A 21726-nucleotide genomic window follows, 5' to 3' on the forward strand; every position below is an offset into this window, starting at 1 on the left:
AGCCCACAACCTTCTGAAAAACAGGCAAAAAATCGCGTGAGAGGGCCTCAGCCCCCTGTAAGAACATTTGTTCTTTCTCCATATGGTAACGAATGGACGCTTTTCCGAGACGCTCCCGCTCATCTTCCGCGGCGGGAGATACAACAACACTGACAGTCCTCTCTCCGCTTCAGGTGCAGGACCTGTTCTCTGCCCGGCTGGATGAGATCTGTGCCGCTTTCGATGAATGGGGCTTTCCGCTGGTCGTGGCGGGACAGCTCGGCGATGCCGCGCCTAATGCCTATCCCAAATATTATCAGCTCCCCCTGACCGATCCGCAGTTCGGGACCACCCTGGCTCTCGAAGTGCAGAAATCCATTCTGGCGCGGGCGGAAGTGGGCCCCGGCGATCATGTCCATGTTACCGGCATGCTGCGCGCCCGACAGTATCGCGGGCAGGTCGTGCTGCGCTTCGAGGTCGTGGCCGTGGAACTTCACGATCCCGGCCGCCAGAAAATCGAACGCGTCGAGCGTTCCGTTCTGGACGTCCTGCGCGGACTGCCCTGCGCGTTTCATCCCTATCCCACGCGGCCGGATGCTCGGCTCCTGCTGATCCATTCAGCGGCGTCCAGCGCCTTGGTGGCCGAGGATTTCCTTCAGGCCCTCGGTGGGGCTTGCCGCCCGGAACGTGTGCGAAGCCTGCCCACGGCCATGAATGATCCCGGCCGTCTGGCAGAGGCAATCCGGACCTGTCGGGAAGACATCATCGTCCTGATCCGCGGGGGCGGGGACGTGTCCGATTTCGTGGTGTTCGAAAACCCGCAGGTGCTGGAAGCGCTGGCCGTCTGTCCCGCGCATCGCGTTCTGGGGCTGGGCCATACGGCGAACCGGACCCTGGCCGAGCGCGTCGTGGACCATGCCGCAACAACGCCCGCTGATGCCGGGCATTACATCCGACGCATGAGCGGCCGGGTCTGGCAGGAACAGGAAGAAGCCCGGGCGCAACAGGAAGAAATGGTCGCCCTGCGCGACAGCGTGACGCAGACTGTCGTGCCGGAGCGGACCCCGATCGGAACACGTCTGCGCAACGGGTTGATCCTGCTCGCGGTTGGCGTGGCGCTGGGGCTGCTTTTGCCTCGGCTGTTCTGACCCTTAGCGGACGTCGACGCGGACGAAAGGCTTGGCGGCTGACGGATCGGTCGTGGCGTGCATTTCAATCTGGATGGGCTGGGCGCCGGCTTTGGCAAGATGTGCTGCGACCAGAGCGGCCAGATGATTGGTCACGTCCGTCAGGGCCTGCGCCTGAGCGTCCGGGGTCGGCTGCGGCGGGGCAAAGGCCTGCACGATGAAAAGCACGTTCGGCTTGCGTGATAGGGCGGCCTTCGCAGCACGCTCGACGATGGGGCCATATTCGGATTCCGGGGTTCCCTCGGAAACCGATAGGAACGGGGCATGCGGCGGCGGAGCCGGGGGGGCGGGCGGAATATAGGGGTGAGGCGGCTTGCCCGCATTCGGGTTGAACGTGCGCTGGTCCAGCAGCTTGCACCCCGAGAGCAGGGGCACAGCCAGCAGCAGCCCTCCCATCAAGAGGGCGGACCGGGCGCAGGACCCCGCGGCGAACGGAAATGTCGGACAAAAGGTGCCATATCGCGCGGAACCGTCGCAGGAACGGAGGCTTTGAGCAAGATTATAAAGTCAACTTCATGAAAAACTGTTGATGCCCCCTGTTGCTCCGCTGTGGCGGTGCTATGGAAGATGCCCGAGTTTTCAAGGAACGGAGTAGGGCAGGTCATGGCTGTAAAAATCGCGATCAACGGCTTCGGGCGGATCGGACGGCTGGTGCTGCGTGGCATCATCGAGAGCGGACGGACGGATGTTGAGGTTGTCGCCATCAACGATCTGGGCTCGGTCGAGGCCAACGCACATCTGCTGGCCCATGACAGCGTCCACGGCCGTCTTCCGGGAACGGTCCGCGCCGAGGGCAACACCCTGATCATCGAAGCCAATGGCCGCACCTATGGCCCGATCAAGGTGTCCGCCGAGCGCAACCCGGCACAGGTTCCCTTCCAGGGCGTCGATGTGGCGATGGAATGCACGGGTCTGTTCACGTCTCGCGAAAAGGCGTCTGCCCTGCTGGAAGCCGGTGCGAAGCGCGTCCTGATTTCCGCTCCGGCAACGGATGTTGATGCGACGATCGTGTATGGCGTGAACAACGACGTTCTGACGCCGGACATGAAGATCATCTCCAACGCGTCCTGCACCACGAACTGCCTCGCTCCCGTGGCGTCCGTTCTGGACAAGGCCTTCGGAATCGAATGTGGCTACATGGTCACGATCCATTCCTACACGGGCGACCAGCGCACGGTGGACACCCTGCACAAGGATCCGCGCCGCGCCCGCGCCGCTGCCCTGAACATGATCCCGACATCTACGGGTGCTGCCAAGGCCGTCGGTCTGGTCCTCCCGCATCTGAAGGGCAAGCTGGACGGCACCGCCATCCGCGTGCCGACGCCGAACGTCTCGCTCGTCTCGCTGGACTTCGTGCCCCAGAACGCCCCGGCCTCCGTCGAAGCGGTGAACGAGGCAGTCCGCGCCGCCGCTTCGGAAGGCCCGCTCAAGGGTATCCTGGCTTACAACACGGCCCCGCTGGTGAGCTCAGACTTCAACCATGACGTCGCATCCTCCATCTTCGATGCCACGCAGACCGCTCTGGTCGATGGCGGCAAGCTGGTGCGCATCTGCGCCTGGTACGACAACGAGTGGGGCTTCTCCAACCGCATGGCCGACACGGCCGCCCTGTTCGGGAGTCTCTGAGTGATGGCCTTCCGCACCCTTGATGGTGTGGACGCACGCGGCAAGCGCGTGCTGGTCCGCGCCGACCTCAACGTTCCGATGCATGACGGCGTCATCACCGATGACACTCGTCTGCAGCGGGTTGCCCCTACCATCCGCGAACTCGCTGACAAGGGCGCGCGCGTCGTGGTGTTCAGCCATTTCGACCGCCCGAAGGGCCAGGTCGTCCCGGCCATGTCCCTGCGTCCGATCGCGCTGAAGCTTGGCCAGATCCTCGGCCAGCCGATCGGTTTCGTGGCCGACTGTGTCGGTCCGGCCGTGGAAGCGGCTGTGGGTGCCATGGCCGACGGCGATATCATCGTTCTCGAAAACACGCGCTTTCATGCGGGTGAAGAGGCCAATGATCCGCAGTTCGCCAAGGCTCTGGCGCAGAATGGCGATATCTTCGTCAACGACGCGTTCTCGGCCGCGCACCGTGCCCATGCCTCGACCGAAGGCGTGGCCCGCGATCTGCCGTCCTTCGCCGGACGTCTGATGCAGGCCGAACTGAGCGCCCTGTCCGCCGCTCTGGAAAATCCGGAGCGTCCGGTCGGTGCGATCATCGGCGGCTCCAAGATCTCGACGAAGCTCGACCTTATCGGGAATGTCATCGAGAAGGTGGACACGCTGTTCATCACGGGCGCGATGGCCAACACGTTCCTGGCGGCTGAAGGCATGAATGTGGGCAAGTCCCTGCAGGAAGCCGACATGCACGAGACGGCGCGCAAGATCGCCCATCTCGCGCAGGAAAAAGGCTGCGAGATCGTCCTGCCCGTCGATGCCGTCGTGGCGCGTGAGTTCAAGGCCAATGTCCCGACCGAGACCTGCCTGATCGGCGAAGTCCCGGACGATGCCATGATCCTTGATGCCGGTCCGCGTACGGTCGAGCTGATCCGGGACCGTCTGGACACGCTCAAGACGCTGGTCTGGAACGGCCCGCTTGGTGCATTCGAGATCGCGCCATTCGATAAGGCGACGGTCGAGGTTGCGCAGTATGCCGCGCAGCTTACGGAAGAAGGCAAGCTCAAGACGATCGCCGGTGGTGGTGACACGGTCTCGGCCCTGCGTCATGCCGGCGTTGTGGACAAGATGACCTATGTCTCCACGGCAGGGGGCGCTTTCCTCGAATGGCTGGAGGGCAAAATCCTTCCGGGGATTGAGGTGCTTCGCTCTGCGGGCCACGATCTGGGGCTCGAATAAGACAAAAGCCGGGAAGGGGCACCTTCCCGGCTTTTTTTATGCGCTTTGCAAGGGAAGGCGGATGTTGAGGAAGTTCCTGTCAGGCTGTTGCCTGCTGTGCAGTCTCGCTGGGTGTCAGGCGTACAACCAGCCCCCGAAACCGCCTGCTCCGCCTTCGACCGGAGATCCCATCCGCAGCGGGCGTCCCGCTGGAATGCTGCTGTCTCCTCCAAGACATGGGAGCAGCATGTACTACTGATCCGGTTGTGCGACGCTCAGTCGATTGCGCCGCGGGTTTCGATCTGTCCGCTCCGCCTGAGCACCAGCATCGCGAGAAGATAGACGAGCAGTCCGGACGCCGAGAGGATCGCCCCGCCGAAGCCGAGTGAGCCATAGCCGAGCTGGTGGGCCAGCAGGACACTACCTAAAGAGGCCCCCAGCGCATTGGCGATGTTGAACGCGGAATGGTTCAGCGAAGCGGCCAGTGTCTGCGCATCGCCTGCAAAATCCATCAGGCGGGTCTGAAGCGCCGGGCCAAGGGCATTTACGAAGGCCGGGACCAGAAAGACATCCACCATCAGCGCCGGACCGTTATGGAGCAGGACGGGGAAGGCCATCATGACCACGGCACTTCCTGCGAGCGCCAGAAGAGCTGCGATATCGAGGTTCCGGTCCACGATCCAGGCACCGATATTGGCCCCTGCGAGCATCCCGAAGCCCCAGATCACCATGAACAGCATGACCTGCCATTCCGGAACATGCGTGACGTTCTGAAGCACGCTGGTCAGATAAGTGTAGATCGCGAACATGCCGCCAAAGCCGATGGCGGCCGTCAGCAGGGTCAGCAGGACCTGCGTATTGCCGATGGCGGTCACTTCCCGCAGAGGCGAGTTTTTGCGGTTGGGGGTGTCGGCCGGGATGTAGCGCCAGACGCCGAGAAACGTCACGAACCCGAAGATCCCGATGATCAGATAGGCCATCCGCCAGCCGAAATGATTGGCGGCAAAGGTCGAAAAGGGCGCGCCGATCAGGGTTGAGATCGCAATGCCGGACAGTACGCGCCCGACCGCCCAGCCGCGCCTTGAGCGTTCCACCATGGAAGCGGCGACCAGTGCCGAAATCCCGAACAGTGCCCCGTGGGGCAGGCCGGTGATGAAGCGTGCGACTTCAACCAGTCCGGGCGTTGGCATGGCGATGCTGAGCATGTTTCCGAAGCAGAACAGGATCAGCAGAAGCAGGAGCAGCTCCCGGCGTGACAGCCGCGCACCGAGGATCGTGATCAGCGGGGCGCCGATGACCACGCCGAGCGCATAGGCCGTAACGGCATATCCGGCCTCGGCGGGAGACAGGCCCAGGGAGTGGGCGAACTCTGGAAGCATGCCCATGATGGCGAACTCTCCCGTGCCGACGACGAATGTGCCGAAGGTGAGAGTCAGGAGGGCGGCTGTCCGGCCATGCGGCGCGGAAATCTGTATCGTGGCGTCTGGCGCGGTCATGGTGTCAGTCGTCATGAGGGGGGACCATTGATGGGATGTCAGATCAGGTGCTGAGTGCTGCGGCGCCGGCACGCGCTATGGCGATGTCTTCATCAACGCTGGCGCCTGATACGCCAATGGCACCAAGGATGGAACCGTCTGCGGCTTTCAGTACAACGCCACCACCGAAGCTCGTAAGACCGCCATTGGTATTTTCGAGTGTGTAGGCTTTACCGCCGGGGCTGCCGACCTCGGCAAAATCGACGCTGTCCATCTGGAACAGGACGGAAGTGCGCGCTTTCTTGGTGGCGACCTCGATGGCGCCCAGAGGGGTTCCGTCCATGCGGATCATGGCCATGGGCCAGGTGCCCTCATCGAGAATGGAGATGCAGACGGCGACGTTCAGGCGTGCCGCCTCGGCATGGGCAGCTTCCAGCATGGTGGTGGCAATGGAAAGTTTCATGGTCTCGGCCTGTTTCGCGGAGGAAATGGCGGAGACTATCGGTGTCGTCAGAGGATGAAATTGGCAAATTCGTGAAAAATCAATTTGTCCAGCATTGTTGAACCTGCGCCTTTTCAACCTGCTTCATCATCATCCAGCTCAGATGGATCAGGCGATGACGCGGAAGGGTTTCGGCTGGTCCGCTGACACAGATGCTCGCTCGGACTTCGCCGTTCTCGCGCCAGGGAATGGCCACGGCGTTCTAGCCGGGCCGGAATGTCTCAAGGTCGAGGGAATAACCCTTGATCCTGACATCCTCGATGCGGCTGAGGCTGTCGCCGTCGAGGGCATGGGTGCGGGTGCTGAGAACGCGTCGGCCCAGACCAGCCCCACGGCGGAGCCTTCCAGTGTCTCACGCTCCTGCATCAGTGCGTTGGCCATGTCGGGATCATGGGGATTGAGAATGTCGAGATAGGCAACCTTGTCCCCGCTTGGGACACCGAGAAACACCGTCGCACCGCTGTCTTTCGCAATAGCTTCAAGGGCGGGACGCGTCCGAGTGCGCAGGACGTGATCGTCACCGGCAATGCGGGAGAGGTTCAGCACGCGGCCACCCAGATGATAGCGCATGTCTCCCGGCCTCCGCTGGACGTAGCCGAGCTGCGTGAGCGTCTGGAGGATGTTGTGGGCCGTGGTTTTTCCGATGCCTGAAATTGCAGCGATATCCTGAAGCCGTGCCCCGCCGCCTTCCTGCGCGATGATCTCAAGGATCGCGGCGGAGCGTTCGATGGACTGGATCATGCGCGGGGCTCTGGTCATGGATTTCTTCCGGTCTGGCAGGCCTGAGTTCACCATAGATGAATATCTGGACATTCCCCGGTCAAGAACCCTGACAGCACAGAACCCGGCCTGCGTGAAGCGTCTTGTAATGGCGTAAGCAGGAAGACGCAGCATCGTTTTCCTGTCCGATGCAACAGACAGGGGAGCATGTCCGTGAAAGACTTTGCAGGCAAAACCGTAATCGTCACCGGAGCCGCTTCGGGCTTTGGCAAGGCAACGGCAACACGGTTTCACGAAAAAGGCGCCAGTGTTGTTCTGGTGGACAAGGATGCGGAGACACTGAAATCGGTTGCAGAGCAGTTCGCCGACAATGCTCTTGCCATCACATGCGACGTGTCCGATCCGGAGGCGGTCGAGCAGATGTTCAGCCGTGCCATCGGGCATTGCCATCGGGCATTTCGGGCAGCTTGATGTGCTGGTGAACAACGCAGGCATCGCCGTTCCCGGACAGCCGGACGAGATTGACAATGCAACCTGGAGCCGGGTCATCGGCATTGATCTGAGCAGCATTTTCTACTGTTCACGGATGGCCATTCCGCATCTGAAGAAGACGAAGGGTAACATCGTCAATGTGGCTTCGATTTCCGGCATGGGCGCGGACTGGAATTTCCCGGCCTATAACGCGGCCAAGGGCGGCGCGGTCAATCTGACGCGCTCTCTGGCGCTGGATCTGGGGAAGTATGGAATCCGCGTCAATGCAGTCAATCCAGGGCTGTGCCGCACGGCCATGGGCAAGGCGCTGGTGGAGGATCCGGAAAAGGCGAAGCGTTTCATCGAACGTACGGCGCTCGGCCGCTTGGGTGAGCCTGAGGATGTGGCGCCGGTAATCGTGTTTCTGGCCAGCCCGGAGGCCGGGTTTGTCACGGGTGCCACGGTCGCCGTGGATGGTGGCACATCAGCCTCCAACGGTCAGCCGCCAATGTCCTGACATGAAAAACCCCGCTGAAGCAGAACTTCAGCGGGGTTTCCCGGAGACTGTGTCAACTCAGGCCTGAAGACCGTTTTCGCGGCGGCGATGTTCCACTTCGGCGGCCATGGCCTTCTGAAGCTTCTCCATCGCGCGGGCCTCGATCTGGCGGATACGCTCACGCGAGACATGATAGTGATGGGAGAGTTCTTCCAGCGTGGAAGGCTCTTCCTTCAGGCGGCGCTCGCTCAGGATATGACGCTCACGCTCGTTCAGCGTCATCAGGGCCTGATCAAGCAGGGCCTTGCGGCCCGTGAACTCTTCGGATGCGGCGTAGGTCTGTTCCTGGTTCTCGTGATCGTCCACGAGCCAGTCCTGCCACTCGCCTTCACCGTCGATGCGCAGCGGCGCATTGAGGCTGTGGTCGGGCGCAGCCAGACGCTGGTTCATCGAAACCACGTCCTGCTCCGGCACGCCGAGCGTGGTTGCAATGGAATTGACCTGTTCGGGCTTCAGATCGCCGTCATCAATGGCCTGCATCTGCCCCTTGAGGCGACGCAGGTTGAAGAACAGCTTCTTCTGCGCGGCGGTCGTGCCCATCTTCACCAGCGACCAGCTATGCAGGATATATTCCTGCATGGCGGCACGGATCCACCACATGGCGTAGGTGGCAAGACGGAAGCCACGCTCCGGATCAAACCGGCGCACGGCCTGCATCATGCCGATATTGCCCTCGCTGATGAGTTCGTTCACCGGCAGGCCATACCCACGGTAACCCATGGCGATCTTGGCCACGAGACGCAGATGGGAGGTGACGAGGCGGTGTGCCGCGCTCGTATCTTCGTCCTTGCGCCAGCGCCGGGAGAGATCAAGCTCTTCCTGCGGCGTCAGCAGCGGGAACTTGCGGATTTCCTGAAGGTAGCGGGTGAGATTGTTCTCGGGACCCACTGAAATGACGGCTGGGGATGCCATGATCTTCGACTCCTTTCGCCCGGGGCTTAACCCGCATCCGGATGAGATGGAGACTCATACGGACCGGCGACGGGATAGTTCCGTCTGACCCAGGTGACGCATTGGGAAGGACTTTCACGTCCCCGACCGTCAGCCCCCGGACTGGGCGACCTCTGGTGGTACGATCCATTCCGGCGGCGCGTCAGCTCGTCGGATGAGTTGTTTATGACAGGCTCAGCCAAAAAAGTCAATGGCCTTTGAAGGTTTAGCCGATCAGTCGCTTTTTCAAGGCCTGGAAGTCTTCGGGAGGGGCTGTTTCGAAAGAAAGCTGCTTTTTTGTCCGCGGATGGATGAATCCGAGTCGGGTCGCATGGAGCGCCTGACGGGGGAAATCAAGGGCCGCTTCCTTCGCATCCTGCGACAGACCCCGCGCCGCTGCGGGAATCCGGCGCAGATAGACCGGGTCTCCCAGCAGGGGGTGGCCTGCATTCGAAAGGTGAACACGGATCTGATGGGTCCGTCCAGTGGCCAGGCGACATTCAATCAGGGAGACGGCGGCCTGATAGGGTTCGATCAGCTTGAACCGTGTCAGGGCGACCTTGCCGCCGCTGCCCACGACCGCCATGCGTTTGCGATCCCGCTTGTCGCGGCCGATATTGCCGTCGAACTCGCCCTCGGCAGGAAGCAGCCCCCAGGCAAGGGCCAGATAAGCGCGGTCGATGTTACGGGCGGCAAAGGCGTCCGACAGCGCGTTATGGACCATCGCCGTCTTGGCCACGACCATCAGGCCGGACGTATCCTTGTCCAAACGATGCACGATTCCCGGACGTTTCTCGCCGCCAATGCCCTCGAATCCTTCCCCACAATGCCCGAGCAGCGCATTAACTAGCGTGCCGGTCTCGTTCCCCGGGGCAGGGTGGGTGACGAGCCCGGCCTGCTTGTCGAGCACGATCAGATCGTCGTCCTCGTACAGGATATTGAGCGGGATCTGCTCGGCGACCGGCCGGGCAGGGGTGGGAGCCGGGAATGTCAGCACTATTTCCATACCGTCGCGCAGCGTTTCCGCGGGCTCGCAGACCGTCTTTCCATTGACGGAAAGATTGCCGCTTTCAATCAGGGCCTTGACCCGGGAGCGGGAAACCGTGCCGATGGCGTCCGCCAGCGCCCGGTCGGCCCTCTGGCCAGCCGTGGATGCATCGACAACAAGGCGGAATGGGGAAATAGGATCAGACATGACACAGGGTGTAGCCGAGGAAATGGCGAACAGCGAGTCGCAGACGCCAAAAGCGCTTCTGGCCGCCGTAATTTTGATGGGCGTGCTGATCATCGCGGCCGTCTTCGGACTGATCGGCGTGATTGCCTACCGTTTTCTGCATCCCCGCCCGAGCGTCACGGCGACCGTACCGCTGGCTGATGGCGGCTTTTCGCGTCTGGCGCTTCCGCTTGGCGCGGGCGAGCACATCACGGCGGTCACGGCCCGTCCGGATGGTCTGATGGCGGTGACGCTGAGTGGTGCGGGCAGTGACCGTGTCCTGCTGTGGAATCCGGAAGCCGGCAAGATCGCCGCCGAGCTCGATTTTGGGACGCCTGTCCCATCTGCGTCCCCGTCTCCCTGAACCGTGAGCCCTGCTGCCGCGTTAGGGCAGCAGGATTTATGAAGGATCAGGGATTATGGGACGTCTGATTGATGCGGTCGTGGCGGCCGGCACGGTGTTCGGGGTTCAGTACGCAGCCAGGGAAATCAGCCCGGCTGATGATAAAGCGACCCGCCGCTGGTACGAACATCTGAACAAGCCGCATTTCAATCCGCCTGGTCCGGCCTATGCCGTGATCTGGACTGTGCTCGACGGGCTGCTGGCCTGGTCGGGTTACCGGCTGCTGCGGGCCGAGAAGTCCTGTTGCCGGACTGCGGCGCTTGTTCTGTGGGCACTGTGTGTCGCAGGCGTGGCGGGCTTCCCGTTCTTCGTGTTCCGCAAGCGCCAGCTTGGGACCGGTCTTGCGATCTGCATTGGCCTGATCATGACGTCCGGTGCCTCGATCTGCACGGCACACAAGGTGGACTGCAAGGCGGCCTCAATGCAGGTGCCGTTCTTCGTCTGGCTGATCTTTGCAACCTGCATCCATGAGCAGATCTGGCGCAGGAACTGAAACCTGCTTTAAGGCGCGCTGAGGATAGCCGCCAGTAGCCCGGGGAACCGCTCGTCGAGTTCCTCGCGGCGCAGGGAATTGCGGTGCTGGACGCCTTCGATCCGCGTCCGCAGGATCCCGCTCTCCCGAAGCACCTGAAAATGATGCGACATGCTGGATTTGGGCCGTGTCCCGATCAGCGTGGCGCAGTTTGCCTCCCCGACGCGCTCCAGATGCCGCACGATGTCCAGCCGCGCGGGATCGGCGAGGGCCCGCAATACCACGGTCAGTTCAAACGTCTCGGGGGCGGGATGGTCACAGGCAGCCATGGCGTTCTTATCCCTTTCCTGAGGTTTTATCGCAACAGTTGCTTTGTTCGGGTGTTATCGAACAACAGGATGACCTGGTTGCAGGAGACAGATAATGCCAACGCTTTTTGATCCCATTGATTTCGGTCCCATTCACGCAAAGAACCGTATCGTGATGTCGCCGCTGACACGCGGACGTGCCACGAAAGAAGCGGTTCCGACCCCGCTCATGGCGGAATATTACGGCCAGCGTGCCAGTGCCGGGCTGATCATCACCGAAGCTACAGGCATTTCCCGCGAAGGTCTGGGCTGGCCATTCGCTCCGGGTATCTGGACGGATGAGCAGGTCGAGGCCTGGAAACCGGTTGTGGAGGCGGTCCATGCCAAGGGCGGCAAGATCGTCTGCCAGCTCTGGCACATGGGGCGCATGGTCCATTCCTCCGTGACCGGGACACAGCCGGTCTCGTCTTCTGCGACCACGGCTCCGGGCGAAGTCCATACCTACGAAGGCAAAAAGCCTTTCGAACAGGCCCGGGCCATTGATGCAGCAGATATCAGCCGTATTCTGGGCGACTACGAGAATGCTGCCCGCAATGCGATCCGTGCCGGTTTCGACGGAGTGCAGATCCATGCCGCCAATGGCTATCTGATCGACGAATTCCTGAAAGACGGCACGAACAAACGCACTGACGAATATGGTGGCAGCCCCGAAAACCGCACACGCTTCCTGCGTCAGGTAGTCGAACGTGTCATTGCCGCTGTTGGTGCTGAACGGACCGGTGTGCGCATGTCTCCCAATGGTGACACGCAGGGCTGCATCGACAGCGCGCCGGAGACGGTCTTCGTACCGGCTGCAAAGCTGCTTCAGGATCTGGGCGTTGCCTGGCTCGAACTGCGCGAACCCGGACCTAACGGGACATTCGGAAAAACGGACCAGCCAAAACTGTCACCGCAGATCCGCAAGGTGTTCCTGCGTCCGCTGGTGCTCAATCAGGACTACACGTTTGAGGAAGCACAGGCGGCGCTGGCAGAAGGAAAGGCCGATGCAATTGCCTTCGGTCGGAAGTTCATCTCCAACCCGGACCTGCCAGAACGCTTCGCCAAGGGGATTGCGCTTCAGCCTGACAATATCAAGACCTGGTACAGTCAGGGACCGGAAGGATACACGGACTATCCGTTCGCCACGTCCCGCTCTGACTGAAACAGGTCTTTCCGGGAGCAGACATTGCTCCCGGAAGCTGCCCGTTCAGACCGGGCGGACCAGTTCGTAGAGTGCTACGGCCGCGGCATTGGAGACGTTCAGGCTCTCCATGTCGCCGGGCATGTAAACACTGGCGATTTCGTCGCAGGTCTCGCGCGTCAGACGACGCAGCCCGGCGCCTTCGGCTCCAAGCACTAGCGCCACGCGGCGCCCGGCAAAGCTCTTGCCATCCAGTCGTGTGCCCCCGGCATCCAGTCCCACGACCCAGAAATTCTCGGCCTGAAGCGCCTGTAAGGCACGGGAGAGATTGACCTCACGCAGGATCGGCACAACGTCGAGCGCGCCCGACGCGGCCTTCGCCATGGCACCACTTTCCTGCGGCGCATTGCGATCCTGCACGAGAAGAGCAGCGGCTCCGAAGGCTGCGGCGGATCGCAGGATCGCGCCGATATTGCGCGGATCCGTCACCTGATCGAGCACCAGAACCGGACCGGTCCGTTCGACGATGTCCGGGATGGCCAGCGTTTCCAGAGGCTCGACCCGCAGGCAGACGCCTTGATGCACGGCATCACGCTCACAGAGGCGGTCCAGCCGCTCACGGTCCACGATCTGCGGTTTGCGGGACGCATTGCCGAAAGAAGCTGCGGCTTCGCGCGTGGCCAGAAAGTCGTGGATGACACGCTCAGGATTGGCCAAAGCCGCCTGCACGGCGTGGTGTCCGTAAATCCAGTAACCGGGACCGGAGCTTGTGGCACCACCACGACCGGAACGGCCGCCCCGTTCTCTGGTGCGGCCTCCAGACATATGGGTACCGTGATCGGCACTGCCGGTGGAAGGGGAGGAGCGATCCGTGGAACGGTCGGGAGCGGAACGGGAGGGAGATCTTCTGGCCATAAAAAAGCATATAATCGACAACAGGCGATTGACATAGCCGTCAATCCGCCATATCCCAACCGCCGACCCGGAGAGGTGCCCGAGTGGCTAAAGGGGGCGGACTGTAAATCCGCTGGCGTACGCCTACGTTGGTTCGAATCCAACTCTCTCCACCAGGTCCTCTCTTTCCTAAGAAAAACAAGCACTTAGCCAAAGCTAGCGTCACGTCAGGTTAACGCTGCGTCACTGGTCTAGCGTCACCTTGATGCTATGGCTCGGTCCTGCCTTCGTTGATAGAAGGCGGCATGGATATGGCTAATCTGACACAACGGGATGGACTCTATTATGTCCGCTTCATCATCCCGAAAGACCGCTGGCAGGATGCCGGTGAGGTTCTGGGCTCCCGGACAGGAACCCGAAAAGACATCCTCAAATCGCTCCAGACACGCACACATAAGGACGCCCTGAGGCTTCGTGATGCCGCTCTTGAGGCAATCAGGAAGCAACTGAACAGGAGGCTGGTGGATGCAGGACTGGCGCCTCTTCATGGTGTTGACGTGCCGGACTGGCTGGACGAGGAACTGATGCTAACTGAGGCATTGGAGGCCCGGCGAAAGATCGCGTCTGCTTCTGATACTGATGACTTCTATGACGAGAACACCGGCATCTCAGAAAGCCCAAGAGATCGCGTTGTGGAAGGTATGGACTGCTTTCTGGAAGATAGAGCGCATAAGCTCGACCATGCGGGAAAGGACGGGGCAAGGTATCAGACCCGCTTCCGGGAGATAGCAACGGGTGCACGGACACCGTTCGCTCTGGTGATGGACCGCTGGATGAAGGACAGGGAGAGCGAAGTGGGACCTTCCGCCATATCGCTAGACCGGGCCGCGTTTAACCTCTTCTCTCGCTATCTGGCCCATTCTCAGGACCTTGAGGAACCTGAAGACCTCATGGGCTTCCTTCGCGCTCAGGTTATCGAGGATATTCCCGAGATGGTCTTGGGGGGCTTTGCAGAATGGCTTCTGAACGATCAGGATAAAGCAGCAAAGACAGTCAGTTGCCGAATATCATCACTGAAAGGTATGTGGTCTTTTGCTATCCAGAAGCACATTCTGAAAGGCCCCAACCCGTGGAATGGAGCGACTGCTGGCCTCAAGCGGAAGGCTGGTAAGAAGAAAACTGAGGTGCGACCCTTCACCGAGGATGAACTGATCCGTCTCCTAAGTGCGGACCCTGATGAGAAACGGAGATGGGCGTGGGGTCCGGCTATCCGTGACCTGATGCGTCTCGCCTTGCTGACGGGGGCAAGACTGAATGAACTCGCTTCGTTAACCGTTGGACGGGTGCTCAACCGAGACGGAACTGAAGGAGAGCTCTGGGGCATCCAAGTGACCGATGAGGAAGCCAAGACAAAGAACTCCATCAGGCGCATACCGCTCCATCCTCTTGTGCAACCAATCATTGCCAGACGCCTGAAGGAAGCTGGAGAGGGAAATACAGATGCCCCGCTGTTCCCTGAGTGCAAACCCGGAGGAACAGGAGGGAAGCGTAGTCATGTCGTTTCCCAACGCTTCACGGATTTTCGTAGAGACGTTTTGGGAAGAGAGTCCGACAAAATTGTGGACTTTCATAGCTTCAGACGGAGCTTCATCACCTGCTCAGAGCAGGCCAATGCTCACGGAGCGGCTGCCTGTACGGAACTGGTCCGCGACCACCTCACAGGACATAAACCCATATCCCTTGCCGGGAACACTTATGCAGCGAAAGACCTTGGATGGGACTTGTACAGTCGGGCTGTGCTCGGGGTGGTGGAGAAGGGGATACCTGAGGCGGTCAGGAACGCTCTTTAGGAAAGGCTTGAACAACAGGAAGACCATGAAGGTAGGAAATATAACAGCATGACACAGGAAACAGAGATTTGAGCGACCCGACGAACCCGGACACACTGGCCCAGAGAACAAAGGGAACGAGGTCGAAAGCTATCAAGAGGGTGGCAATCCCCAAGATCAGCACTTGCCGGACGCACTTGACGGAGAACCTAGAGGCCGGGAAGGTCCACATGATCCCGGATAATGAGAGAGCTTTCCACGTCCACTTGGCGTTTCAGACGCGGGCGAAGACAGACAAGAACCCGTCAGGACTCAACGCGGGCAATGTAAGAGACCTGAGGACGGCTATCCGGTCCGGGGCTGAACTACCGCCCGTTGAACTGGCCAGACTTCATGACAAGGCTTCAGGAGCGAAGGCTTGCTTCCTGATTGCGGGCTTTCACCGCATGGCAGCGTACAGACAAGCAGATGTGGGCTTAATACCAGCGGTCATCACGGACATGACGAGGAAAGAGGCACTTCTCAGGTCTTCCATATCCAATGCCACACACGGCCAACGCCCATCAAAGCAGGACAGGCGGACAGCCCTAAGTGCGTTCCTGAAAGCGGGAGAATGGAAGGGCGCGGACGGCACTCCCAAAAGCTATGCTCAGATCGCCCTACAAGGGACAGGTGGGGCCGTCTCAAAGTTCACGGCACGGAACTGGATTGAGAAAGACCATCCGGAGGTTTTCAAGGTCATAAAGGCACACTGGGACCCTGAAGGAGAGACCGAGGAAGAGGACGAGCGGCCAGTATTCAAGGCAGAGTTCAGGGACTTTGAAGGGGAAGCTAGACCCTACCTTGAGGCGGTCCTTGAGCTGGTCCAGATGGCAAGCGATGCTGGGGATGAGCGGGCTGCACGGGCCATTGCCTTCGCGATGGAAGACGCGGCCAAGAGGGCATGGACACGGATGCCTAAAGATGAGTTTGAGGAGGCCGTGGCCTTCTAAATGAACCCTTCGGGATGGTCGGAGCCATAGAGAAACTGGGGTTTTTCATGGTCTAGTGTTGAAATTTAACACTTCTAAAGAACGAGAGGCGGGGGGTAGTACCGAAAAACCCTTGAGAAACCACCATACCCACAGGACCGGAAGGGAGACGTGGCTGAAAAGACTGAACGGACGAACACGCTATATCGGATATAGGGAGATCGGCCCGAAAACCCCAAAACCCGAAAATGCCCACGCCGCTCGTCTGGATCGAACAACAAAACAACGCGGGGTTTAGCCCCCGAATTGGAACCGAACCCGGAACCGCGTCATGCCCTCGCGGTGGCCCGTTTGGAGTCCCGTGACCCCCAATTGGATTAGGGGTCCGCTTCTTTTGTGCAGGAGCAGAACGGTGAGAAACAACAAAACAGTGGAGAAGATGATGACGGACCAGACAGACGAACTAAAAGCGATTGATGAGGAAATGGAGATGCTAGTAGCCGAGGCCAAGAGGATACTTGAGGACCGGATTGCACGACAACAGCACGGCCGAAGCCCGTTCCTGACATTTCTGCACGAAACCAACGAAGCGAACAAAGCTGCACTAGCAGCAAAAGCCAAAGACCGAGGTTGACAACCCGCCAATCGTAACCGTACACACTCCGCACAACGTCCGTTCAGGAGATTGAGTACATATGCCCCGTGCCCTTGCCTATATCCGTGTCAGCACTGAAAAGCAGGGGCGCTCTGGGCTGGGACTGGACGCCCAACGGAGTGCAATCACCCGCTTCGCGCAGGCTGAAGACATTGAGATTGTGGAGTGGGCTGAAGAAGTCGAGACAGGCAAAGGTGCTGACGCTCTTTCCCGTCGCCCGGTCCTTGCGGAAACCCTAAGGAAAGCCAAGGCGCTCGGCTGTCCGGTGATTGTGGCCAAGCTGGACCGTCTGAGTCGAGATGTGGCTTTTATCGCCGGGCTGATGGCAGAGCGTGTCCCGTTCATCGTGACTGAACTGGGCAAATCCGTGGACCCTTTCCTGATGCACATTTATGCGGCTGTAGCCGAGCAGGAGAGGCGCACAATCTCTGAGCGGACAAAACAGGCTCTAACAGCGGCGAAGGCCCGAGGGAAAGTCTGGGGGGGTATCGGGGCGGTCCTGTACCAGACCAGACAAAAGCCCGTCAGGCCGCATCTGAGAAGGCCAGACGATACGCCCAGACCATAAAGCCGCTGATTGAGGAACTACAGTCCAATGGCATGAGCTTGCGGACTGTGGCGTCTGAACTGGAAAGCCGAGGCATCAAGACGAGCCGAGGGCACCTTAAATGGACGCCAACGGCTGTCGTGCGGGTGCTGAAGACAGTTGAGACAGACGAACAATCAAACACAAGCCTATAAAGGAGAATACCATGCAAATTGACCTACCACCCGAACGAGTAGCAACCCAGCGGCTTGCAGGAGCCTTCCAGACCATTGCAGCGTCCAGACAGGAAGGTGATGCGGGCTTGAACGTGCGCCATCTGGAATTGCTCCTTCATGTCCATGCAGAGCCCATGATGCGCTCACGGCACTATGGTTTCCTCATGCAGACCGATAAGGCCCGTGTGCATGGCCTTCTGGCGAACCTTGCGGGTCTGGATCACGGGAAGCCTCGGCAAGTGGCCCTTGTGGTCAAATGTGATGAGCCAGAGAAGGGCATCACGGTCTGGAAGCTCACGGAAGCGGGTGAGGGCGTTGTCCGGTCCTTGGTGCGGCCATTGGGTGCCTGAGAGGCTAACAAAGATTACAGGAAGTTCATGTTTGACTTATTTGTCAGTGGGAGCATGAGCGTCACTAAAGAAAATCAGGCCTCATAAGGATTTCCTTGAGGAAACTCTAAGGCTCCGTTATGTCCTGACCAAAGCAGGATCGAACGTCAGTGACGTTGAGTTAACTTGCGAGTGTCACTGGTTTTTTGGCAGTTTTCTGCGGAAAATGACCGATTTGTGGAAAGTCCAACTCTCTCCACCAGGTCCCCTCATTTTTCTCATAAAATCTAATTGCGTTATGGGTCAGGCACCGATCTACCCCATGATCTGATTTGGGGCTCAGATATCTGAGCGGTTCGCAATAACGCAAATCAATCATAAGAAAGCTCACATCGGGCTGGCCATGTTCCTTAAGCGTGGCAAGGCAAACTGGCACAGCTGTTGCTTCAGGAGCGGCTACCAGAGAGCTGCTGAATTTTGCGAAAGCGGAACTGCAGGAGGACAAAATGATCCTCTTACCGAATGTTTGCCGTCCCTTAATTCATGAGCAAAATTCATATATAAATGAAATAAAATCATTTTTGTTCAATAAACGGCTCAGGCATAACAACGAGCAACGCTTCTTGGCGTACATGGCATGCAGAGCAGTGCCGCAGAACTATAAAATAAATAAATTCTCGCAATGTTCGAAATAATGGGCATGAGAATTTCCTGCATAGCAAGGTCACGCAGAACATGACTATGGATTTCAGATTCAATATAAAGAAAACCCGATTTGACGAGGACTATTGTCCGTCAAATGATACCCGCCTGACAACGAATTTCGCCAATCTAGCCAGAGGTTCGCATCGTCAGGAAAATTTGCGCAATGTTCTGAAGATGATTGATAACCGTTTCAATGCACTGGCGCATTGGGACAACACCAGAGCAGATCGTTATGCTGTTGAGCTGGATATCATTTCTGTCGAGATGGTTGCCAATTTCCGTGGCGAGCATGAAACATTCCCATTAATCGAGATTCTCAGCACATCTATTATTGATAAACTCCGAAATGAGCGCATGCCCGGTGTTGTCGGGAACAATTTTTCTTCCTACGTCCGGGATTACGATTTCAGTGTTCTTCTGCTGAATCACAATAAAGCCCGTTCTGAGTTCAGTGTTCCCGATCGCTTTGGCGACCTGCATGGGAATCTGTTCAAATCCTTTGTATCTTCTGATGAATACAAGAAAAAATTTAGAAAAATGCCTGTAATCTGCCTGAGCGTTTCAAGTAACAGGACCTATCACAGAGCCGAAAACTATCATCCGGTTCTGGGTTCTGAATACGAACAGCCCGAATACTCTCTGACAGATCAGTATTTTGAAAAAATGGGTATGAAGGTGCGGTATTTCATGCCGCCTCACAGTTCTGCACCTCTGGCATTCTATTTCGTTGATGATCTTCTTTCAGATTACTCCGATCTGGAGCTTATCAGCACCATCAGCACGATGGAATGTTTCCAGAAGGTCTATCGCCCTGAGATCTATAATGCCAATTCGCCGGCGGCAGGCTGCTATCAGCCCAGCCTGAAACATCAGGACTTCTCGACAACCCAGATTGTCTATGATCGTGAAGAACGCAGCCAGCTGGCAGTGGCGCAGGGAAAATTCACCGAAGAGACCTTCATCAAGCCACACCAGGATATTCTTGAGCAGTGGTCTGCTCAGTATTCCGCCTGATTACCTGACCACACAAGGCCATTAACCATGACAAGATTCCTCCCGACCTCGACCGTTGGCAGCCTGCCCAAGCCTTCCTGGATCGCGAAGCCGGAAACTCTCTGGTCCCCCTGGAAGCTGCAGGGTGAAGAACTGATTGAAGGCAAACAGGATGCGCTGCACCTGACGCTGGACGATCAAAACCGTGCCGGGATCGATATCGTCAGCGATGGCGAGCAAACGCGCCAGCATTTCGTTACGACGTTCATTGAGCATCTCAGCGGCGTGGATTTCGAGAACCGGCAGACCGTCAAGATTCGCAACCGATACGATGCGAGCGTGCCGTCAGTTGTGGATGCCGTAGCGCGTGAAAAGCCCGTCTTTGTCGAAGATGCGAAGTTTCTGCGGTCGCTGACAGACAAGCCGGTCAAATGGACGTTGCCGGGTCCCATGACCATGATCGACACGCTCTATGACGGTCACTACAAAAGTCGCGAGAAGCTCGCTTGGGAATTTGCAAAGATTCTCAACCAGGAGGCCCGGGAACTGGAAGCTGCCGGTGTCGACATCATCCAGTTCGACGAACCTGCATTCAATGTATTCTTCGACGAGGTTAATGACTGGGGTGTGGCTACTCTGGAAAAGGCTGTCGAGGGGCTTAAGTGCGAAACCGCGGTCCATATCTGTTATGGATATGGCATCAAAGCCAATATCGACTGGAAAAACAGTCTGGGTGCAGAATGGCGGCAGTATGAGGAGATTTTTCCCAAGCTGCAGAAATCCAGCATCGATCTGGTTTCTCTGGAATGCCAGAATTCCCGTGTTCCGATGGATCTTATCGAACTGATCCGCGGCAAGAAGGTAATGGTCGGTGCCATTGATGTGGCAACCAACACTATTGAAACACCAGAAGAGGTGGCCGCCACTCTGAGAAAAGCTCTGCAGTTTGTGGACGCGGACAAGCTCTACCCTTCCACCAATTGCGGCATGGCCCCTTTGTCTCGTCGTGTCGCCCGGGGAAAGCTGAAAGCTCTTGGCGCTGGTGCAGAGATCATTCGCAAAGAGCTTTCTGCCTGACGAGCCCGATACCCGGTGCATGACGCAGTAATGCGTTCATGCCCGGAAAACCAGACGACATTCTGACGCTTCTCAGTCGCTTCCTGTTCTGATCAATGTCTGGAGCGCAGAAATATCTCCGGCAAAAGCGTTTCATAAGCCCCACGGCATCGCGCAGCAGGGACATTCCCACGGTTTTCCACCTTCCGGGTCAGTGTCTTCCGGTTCATCGCATGTCAGAAATGGCGTGCGGGATTCACTTTGTGTTTTATCGCCGCGGCTCAAGGCGGCAGTTTCGATATTACCCTGCTTGTTCCGTGGTTGATCAGTCATCAGTCTTGTCCTGCTGTCCGGAACTGTCAGCCTGCTTGAGCGAACCCGTCGGACGCGCGCCAAGAATATGAGCAATTGCGTAGCTCAGATCAGGTCGGTTCAATGTAGACACGTGAAACTCATTGACGCCTCTGGCCTGCAGGGCACGGATCTGCTCAACGGCGACAAGGCTGCCGATGGTCCGACGCAATTCCGGGTTGCCTGAGGTTTCTTCGAACAAATGCGTCAGCCAGGATGGCACGGTTATTCCGCACATTTTCGAAAATGGCGCGATCTGATCATAATCCGATACCGGCATGATGCCGGGTACAATCGGCGCGGTAATGCCCGCTGCCAGACAGCGGTCCAGAAAACGCAGATAGGTCGAGGCCTCAAAAAAATACTGGGTAATGGCCCGCGTCGCTCCGGCATCGAGCTTGCGTTTGAGATTGTCGAGATTGGCCTCTGGACTCAAAGCCGCAGGATGTCCTTCGGGATAAGCGGCGACAGAGATTTCAAAATCCGCAATCCGGCGCAGGCCCGCAACGAGATCGCTGGCATAGGCATACCCATCCGGATGCGGCGTATAGCCAGTCCCTCCCGCAGGCGGATCGCCACGCAGGGCCACGATATGCCTGATTCCGGCCTCCCAGTATTGACGGGCAATGTCGTCAATTTCCTCACGCGATGCTCCCACACAGGTCAGATGGGCGGCTGGAGCCAGATCTGTTTCCTGTTGAAGACGCAGCACGGTGGCGTATGTACTGTCCCGTGTACTTGCACCGGCACCATACGTCACCGATACGAAACGGGGCGAGAGAGGCGCCAGACGGCGGATGCACGCCCACAGACGCCGCTCCATCGCCTCAGTCCTTGGGGGAATGAACTCGAAGGAGAGGACAGGAACGGGCAGGCCAGAGCCACAGAACGGCAGGGAGCCGCTTTCTTCTTCGGAAGTCCTGCGTTTCAGCTCCGAATTCATGTCAGCGCCCCCGAAATGA

Annotated in this window: 25 protein-coding genes and 1 tRNA gene; 17 read left to right on the forward strand and 9 right to left on the reverse strand. The window is 58.7% G+C overall.

Going from position 1 to position 21726, the window contains the following annotated elements; genetic code table 11:
- Positions 1 to 92 precede the first annotated feature (92 nt).
- Complete coding sequence (locus ACJ2A4_RS11120; RefSeq protein WP_408872859.1) at positions 93 to 1127, forward strand: exodeoxyribonuclease VII large subunit; 1035 nt, start codon at positions 93 to 95, stop codon at positions 1125 to 1127.
- A 3-nt stretch (positions 1128 to 1130) separates the two neighbouring features.
- On the opposite strand, the gene ACJ2A4_RS11125 is transcribed toward ACJ2A4_RS11120, so the two are convergent.
- Entirely contained in the window at positions 1131 to 1562 is a 432-nt protein-coding gene (locus tag ACJ2A4_RS11125; RefSeq protein WP_408874163.1) for a hypothetical protein, read from the reverse strand.
- A gap of 207 nt (positions 1563 to 1769) precedes the next feature.
- On the opposite strand from ACJ2A4_RS11125, the gene gap reads away from it, so the two are divergent.
- A complete protein-coding gene (gene gap / locus ACJ2A4_RS11130) occupies positions 1770 to 2792 on the forward strand; it encodes a type I glyceraldehyde-3-phosphate dehydrogenase (RefSeq protein ID WP_408872860.1) in 1023 nt (340 codons plus the stop codon).
- Positions 2793 to 2795: 3 nt separating this feature from the next.
- Positions 2796 to 4010, forward strand: a complete 1215-nt coding sequence (locus ACJ2A4_RS11135; protein WP_408872861.1) for a phosphoglycerate kinase — start codon at positions 2796 to 2798, stop codon at positions 4008 to 4010.
- Positions 4011 to 4264: 254 nt separating this feature from the next.
- Here ACJ2A4_RS11135 and ACJ2A4_RS11140 read toward each other — a convergent pair whose 3' ends face one another.
- From ACJ2A4_RS11140 to ACJ2A4_RS11150, 3 genes are all read right to left on the reverse strand, one after another.
- The gene (locus tag ACJ2A4_RS11140) at positions 4265 to 5500 is read right to left on the reverse strand and encodes an MFS transporter (protein ID WP_408872862.1); all 1236 of its coding nucleotides are present in this window, start codon (positions 5498 to 5500) and stop codon (positions 4265 to 4267) included.
- Between the two features lie 28 nt (positions 5501 to 5528).
- Positions 5529 to 5927, reverse strand: a complete 399-nt coding sequence (locus tag ACJ2A4_RS11145) for a GlcG/HbpS family heme-binding protein (RefSeq protein ID WP_408872863.1) — start codon at positions 5925 to 5927, stop codon at positions 5529 to 5531.
- A gap of 147 nt (positions 5928 to 6074) precedes the next feature.
- Positions 6075 to 6725 (reverse strand): IclR family transcriptional regulator, encoded by a 651-nt coding sequence (locus ACJ2A4_RS11150; RefSeq protein WP_408872864.1) that lies wholly within the window; start codon positions 6723 to 6725, stop codon positions 6075 to 6077.
- A gap of 174 nt (positions 6726 to 6899) precedes the next feature.
- Here ACJ2A4_RS11150 and ACJ2A4_RS11155 point away from each other — a divergent pair, with 174 nt between their 5' ends.
- Together ACJ2A4_RS11155 and ACJ2A4_RS11160 are read left to right on the forward strand one after the other, a co-directional pair.
- Positions 6900 to 7157: an SDR family NAD(P)-dependent oxidoreductase gene (locus ACJ2A4_RS11155; protein WP_408872865.1), complete on the forward strand. Its 258-nt coding sequence runs from the start codon at positions 6900 to 6902 to the stop codon at positions 7155 to 7157.
- Positions 7117 to 7674 carry an SDR family NAD(P)-dependent oxidoreductase gene (locus ACJ2A4_RS11160; protein WP_408872866.1) on the forward strand — a complete coding sequence of 186 codons (558 nt, stop codon included), beginning with the start codon at positions 7117 to 7119 and terminating at the stop codon, positions 7672 to 7674. Before ACJ2A4_RS11155 ends, ACJ2A4_RS11160 begins: the two co-directional genes overlap by 41 nt.
- Before the next feature lie 57 nt (positions 7675 to 7731).
- Here ACJ2A4_RS11160 and rpoH read toward each other — a convergent pair whose 3' ends face one another.
- Positions 7732 to 8625: an RNA polymerase sigma factor RpoH gene (gene rpoH, locus ACJ2A4_RS11165; protein ID WP_062507856.1), complete on the reverse strand. Its 894-nt coding sequence runs from the start codon at positions 8623 to 8625 to the stop codon at positions 7732 to 7734.
- Positions 8626 to 8869: 244 nt separating this feature from the next.
- Positions 8870 to 9838 (reverse strand): RluA family pseudouridine synthase, encoded by a 969-nt coding sequence (locus ACJ2A4_RS11170; protein WP_408872867.1) that lies wholly within the window; start codon positions 9836 to 9838, stop codon positions 8870 to 8872.
- Here ACJ2A4_RS11170 and ACJ2A4_RS11175 point away from each other — a divergent pair.
- Both ACJ2A4_RS11175 and ACJ2A4_RS11180 read left to right on the forward strand, forming a co-directional pair.
- Positions 9837 to 10220 carry a hypothetical protein gene (locus ACJ2A4_RS11175; protein ID WP_408872868.1) on the forward strand — a complete coding sequence of 128 codons (384 nt, stop codon included), beginning with the start codon at positions 9837 to 9839 and terminating at the stop codon, positions 10218 to 10220. The two genes, ACJ2A4_RS11170 and ACJ2A4_RS11175, sit on opposite strands and share 2 nt — an antisense overlap.
- A 55-nt stretch (positions 10221 to 10275) precedes the next feature.
- Positions 10276 to 10752 (forward strand): TspO/MBR family protein, encoded by a 477-nt coding sequence (locus ACJ2A4_RS11180; protein WP_062507862.1) that lies wholly within the window; start codon positions 10276 to 10278, stop codon positions 10750 to 10752.
- An 8-nt stretch (positions 10753 to 10760) separates the two neighbouring features.
- Here the strand turns inward: ACJ2A4_RS11180 and ACJ2A4_RS11185 are convergent, their stop codons facing one another.
- Positions 10761 to 11060 (reverse strand): ArsR/SmtB family transcription factor, encoded by a 300-nt coding sequence (locus ACJ2A4_RS11185; RefSeq protein ID WP_408872869.1) that lies wholly within the window; start codon positions 11058 to 11060, stop codon positions 10761 to 10763.
- A 94-nt stretch (positions 11061 to 11154) separates the two neighbouring features.
- On the opposite strand from ACJ2A4_RS11185, the gene ACJ2A4_RS11190 reads away from it, so the two are divergent.
- Complete coding sequence (locus ACJ2A4_RS11190; protein ID WP_408872870.1) at positions 11155 to 12240, forward strand: alkene reductase; 1086 nt, start codon at positions 11155 to 11157, stop codon at positions 12238 to 12240.
- A 45-nt stretch (positions 12241 to 12285) separates the two neighbouring features.
- Here ACJ2A4_RS11190 and rlmB read toward each other — a convergent pair whose 3' ends face one another.
- Positions 12286 to 13044, reverse strand: a complete 759-nt coding sequence (rlmB, locus tag ACJ2A4_RS11195) for a 23S rRNA (guanosine(2251)-2'-O)-methyltransferase RlmB (RefSeq protein ID WP_408872871.1) — start codon at positions 13042 to 13044, stop codon at positions 12286 to 12288.
- Between the two features lie 159 nt (positions 13045 to 13203).
- On the opposite strand from rlmB, the gene ACJ2A4_RS11200 reads away from it, so the two are divergent.
- The 9 genes from ACJ2A4_RS11200 (at position 13204) to ACJ2A4_RS11240 (ending at position 20434) form a co-directional block, all read left to right on the forward strand.
- Positions 13204 to 13289 (forward strand) — tRNA-Tyr (locus ACJ2A4_RS11200).
- Positions 13290 to 13418: 129 nt separating this feature from the next.
- Positions 13419 to 14963 carry a hypothetical protein gene (locus ACJ2A4_RS11205; protein ID WP_408872872.1) on the forward strand — a complete coding sequence of 515 codons (1545 nt, stop codon included), beginning with the start codon at positions 13419 to 13421 and terminating at the stop codon, positions 14961 to 14963.
- 68 nt (positions 14964 to 15031) lie between these two features.
- Positions 15032 to 15934 carry a ParB/RepB/Spo0J family partition protein gene (locus ACJ2A4_RS11210; RefSeq protein WP_408872873.1) on the forward strand — a complete coding sequence of 301 codons (903 nt, stop codon included), beginning with the start codon at positions 15032 to 15034 and terminating at the stop codon, positions 15932 to 15934.
- A 391-nt stretch (positions 15935 to 16325) separates the two neighbouring features.
- Positions 16326 to 16547 carry a hypothetical protein gene (locus ACJ2A4_RS11215; RefSeq protein WP_408872874.1) on the forward strand — a complete coding sequence of 74 codons (222 nt, stop codon included), beginning with the start codon at positions 16326 to 16328 and terminating at the stop codon, positions 16545 to 16547.
- A 61-nt stretch (positions 16548 to 16608) separates the two neighbouring features.
- Positions 16609 to 17136: a recombinase family protein gene (locus tag ACJ2A4_RS11220; RefSeq protein ID WP_408872875.1), complete on the forward strand. Its 528-nt coding sequence runs from the start codon at positions 16609 to 16611 to the stop codon at positions 17134 to 17136.
- Positions 17137 to 17168: 32 nt separating this feature from the next.
- The gene (locus tag ACJ2A4_RS11225) at positions 17169 to 17309 is read left to right on the forward strand and encodes a hypothetical protein (protein WP_408872876.1); all 141 of its coding nucleotides are present in this window, start codon (positions 17169 to 17171) and stop codon (positions 17307 to 17309) included.
- 11 nt (positions 17310 to 17320) lie between these two features.
- A complete protein-coding gene (locus ACJ2A4_RS11230; protein ID WP_408872877.1) occupies positions 17321 to 17680 on the forward strand; it encodes a hypothetical protein in 360 nt (119 codons plus the stop codon).
- A gap of 714 nt (positions 17681 to 18394) precedes the next feature.
- The gene (locus ACJ2A4_RS11235; RefSeq protein WP_408872878.1) at positions 18395 to 19378 is read left to right on the forward strand and encodes a DUF1852 domain-containing protein; all 984 of its coding nucleotides are present in this window, start codon (positions 18395 to 18397) and stop codon (positions 19376 to 19378) included.
- Positions 19379 to 19405: 27 nt separating this feature from the next.
- Positions 19406 to 20434, forward strand: a complete 1029-nt coding sequence (locus ACJ2A4_RS11240) for a methionine synthase (RefSeq protein WP_408872879.1) — start codon at positions 19406 to 19408, stop codon at positions 20432 to 20434.
- A 304-nt stretch (positions 20435 to 20738) separates the two neighbouring features.
- Here ACJ2A4_RS11240 and metF read toward each other — a convergent pair whose 3' ends face one another.
- Positions 20739 to 21707, reverse strand: coding sequence for a methylenetetrahydrofolate reductase [NAD(P)H] (gene metF, locus ACJ2A4_RS11245; protein ID WP_408872880.1), 969 nt, complete (start codon positions 21705 to 21707; stop codon positions 20739 to 20741).
- Positions 21708 to 21726: the final 19 nt, after the last annotated feature.

Origin of the sequence: Gluconobacter roseus, assembly GCF_046058915.1 — a bacterium.
Taxonomy (GTDB): Bacteria; Pseudomonadota; Alphaproteobacteria; order Acetobacterales; family Acetobacteraceae; genus Gluconobacter; species Gluconobacter roseus_A.

Bases quoted from the DNA above. Each gene is read 5' to 3' on its own strand.
- ACJ2A4_RS11240 (WP_408872879.1), top strand. From the start codon at position 19,406: ATGACAAGATTCCTCCCGACCTCGACCGTTGGCAGCCTGCCCAAGCCT.
- ACJ2A4_RS11170 (WP_408872867.1), bottom strand. From the start codon at position 9,838: ATGTCTGATCCTATTTCCCCATTCCGCCTTGTTGTCGATGCATCCACG.
- ACJ2A4_RS11145 (WP_408872863.1), bottom strand. From the start codon at position 5,927: ATGAAACTTTCCATTGCCACCACCATGCTGGAAGCTGCCCATGCCGAG.
- ACJ2A4_RS11125 (WP_408874163.1), bottom strand. From the start codon at position 1,562: ATGGGAGGGCTGCTGCTGGCTGTGCCCCTGCTCTCGGGGTGCAAGCTG.
- rlmB (WP_408872871.1), bottom strand. From the start codon at position 13,044: ATGTCTGGAGGCCGCACCAGAGAACGGGGCGGCCGTTCCGGTCGTGGT.
- ACJ2A4_RS11150 (WP_408872864.1), bottom strand. From the start codon at position 6,725: ATGACCAGAGCCCCGCGCATGATCCAGTCCATCGAACGCTCCGCCGCG.
- metF (WP_408872880.1), bottom strand. From the start codon at position 21,707: ATGAATTCGGAGCTGAAACGCAGGACTTCCGAAGAAGAAAGCGGCTCC.
- gap (WP_408872860.1), top strand. From the start codon at position 1,770: ATGGCTGTAAAAATCGCGATCAACGGCTTCGGGCGGATCGGACGGCTG.
- rpoH (WP_062507856.1), bottom strand. From the start codon at position 8,625: ATGGCATCCCCAGCCGTCATTTCAGTGGGTCCCGAGAACAATCTCACC.
- ACJ2A4_RS11120 (WP_408872859.1), top strand. From the start codon at position 93: ATGGACGCTTTTCCGAGACGCTCCCGCTCATCTTCCGCGGCGGGAGAT.
- ACJ2A4_RS11180 (WP_062507862.1), top strand. From the start codon at position 10,276: ATGGGACGTCTGATTGATGCGGTCGTGGCGGCCGGCACGGTGTTCGGG.
- ACJ2A4_RS11190 (WP_408872870.1), top strand. From the start codon at position 11,155: ATGCCAACGCTTTTTGATCCCATTGATTTCGGTCCCATTCACGCAAAG.
- ACJ2A4_RS11135 (WP_408872861.1), top strand. From the start codon at position 2,796: ATGGCCTTCCGCACCCTTGATGGTGTGGACGCACGCGGCAAGCGCGTG.
- ACJ2A4_RS11175 (WP_408872868.1), top strand. From the start codon at position 9,837: ATGACACAGGGTGTAGCCGAGGAAATGGCGAACAGCGAGTCGCAGACG.
- ACJ2A4_RS11185 (WP_408872869.1), bottom strand. From the start codon at position 11,060: ATGGCTGCCTGTGACCATCCCGCCCCCGAGACGTTTGAACTGACCGTG.
- ACJ2A4_RS11235 (WP_408872878.1), top strand. From the start codon at position 18,395: ATGACTATGGATTTCAGATTCAATATAAAGAAAACCCGATTTGACGAG.
- ACJ2A4_RS11205 (WP_408872872.1), top strand. From the start codon at position 13,419: ATGGATATGGCTAATCTGACACAACGGGATGGACTCTATTATGTCCGC.
- ACJ2A4_RS11230 (WP_408872877.1), top strand. From the start codon at position 17,321: ATGCAAATTGACCTACCACCCGAACGAGTAGCAACCCAGCGGCTTGCA.
- ACJ2A4_RS11220 (WP_408872875.1), top strand. From the start codon at position 16,609: ATGCCCCGTGCCCTTGCCTATATCCGTGTCAGCACTGAAAAGCAGGGG.
- ACJ2A4_RS11225 (WP_408872876.1), top strand. From the start codon at position 17,169: ATGAGCTTGCGGACTGTGGCGTCTGAACTGGAAAGCCGAGGCATCAAG.
- ACJ2A4_RS11140 (WP_408872862.1), bottom strand. From the start codon at position 5,500: ATGACGACTGACACCATGACCGCGCCAGACGCCACGATACAGATTTCC.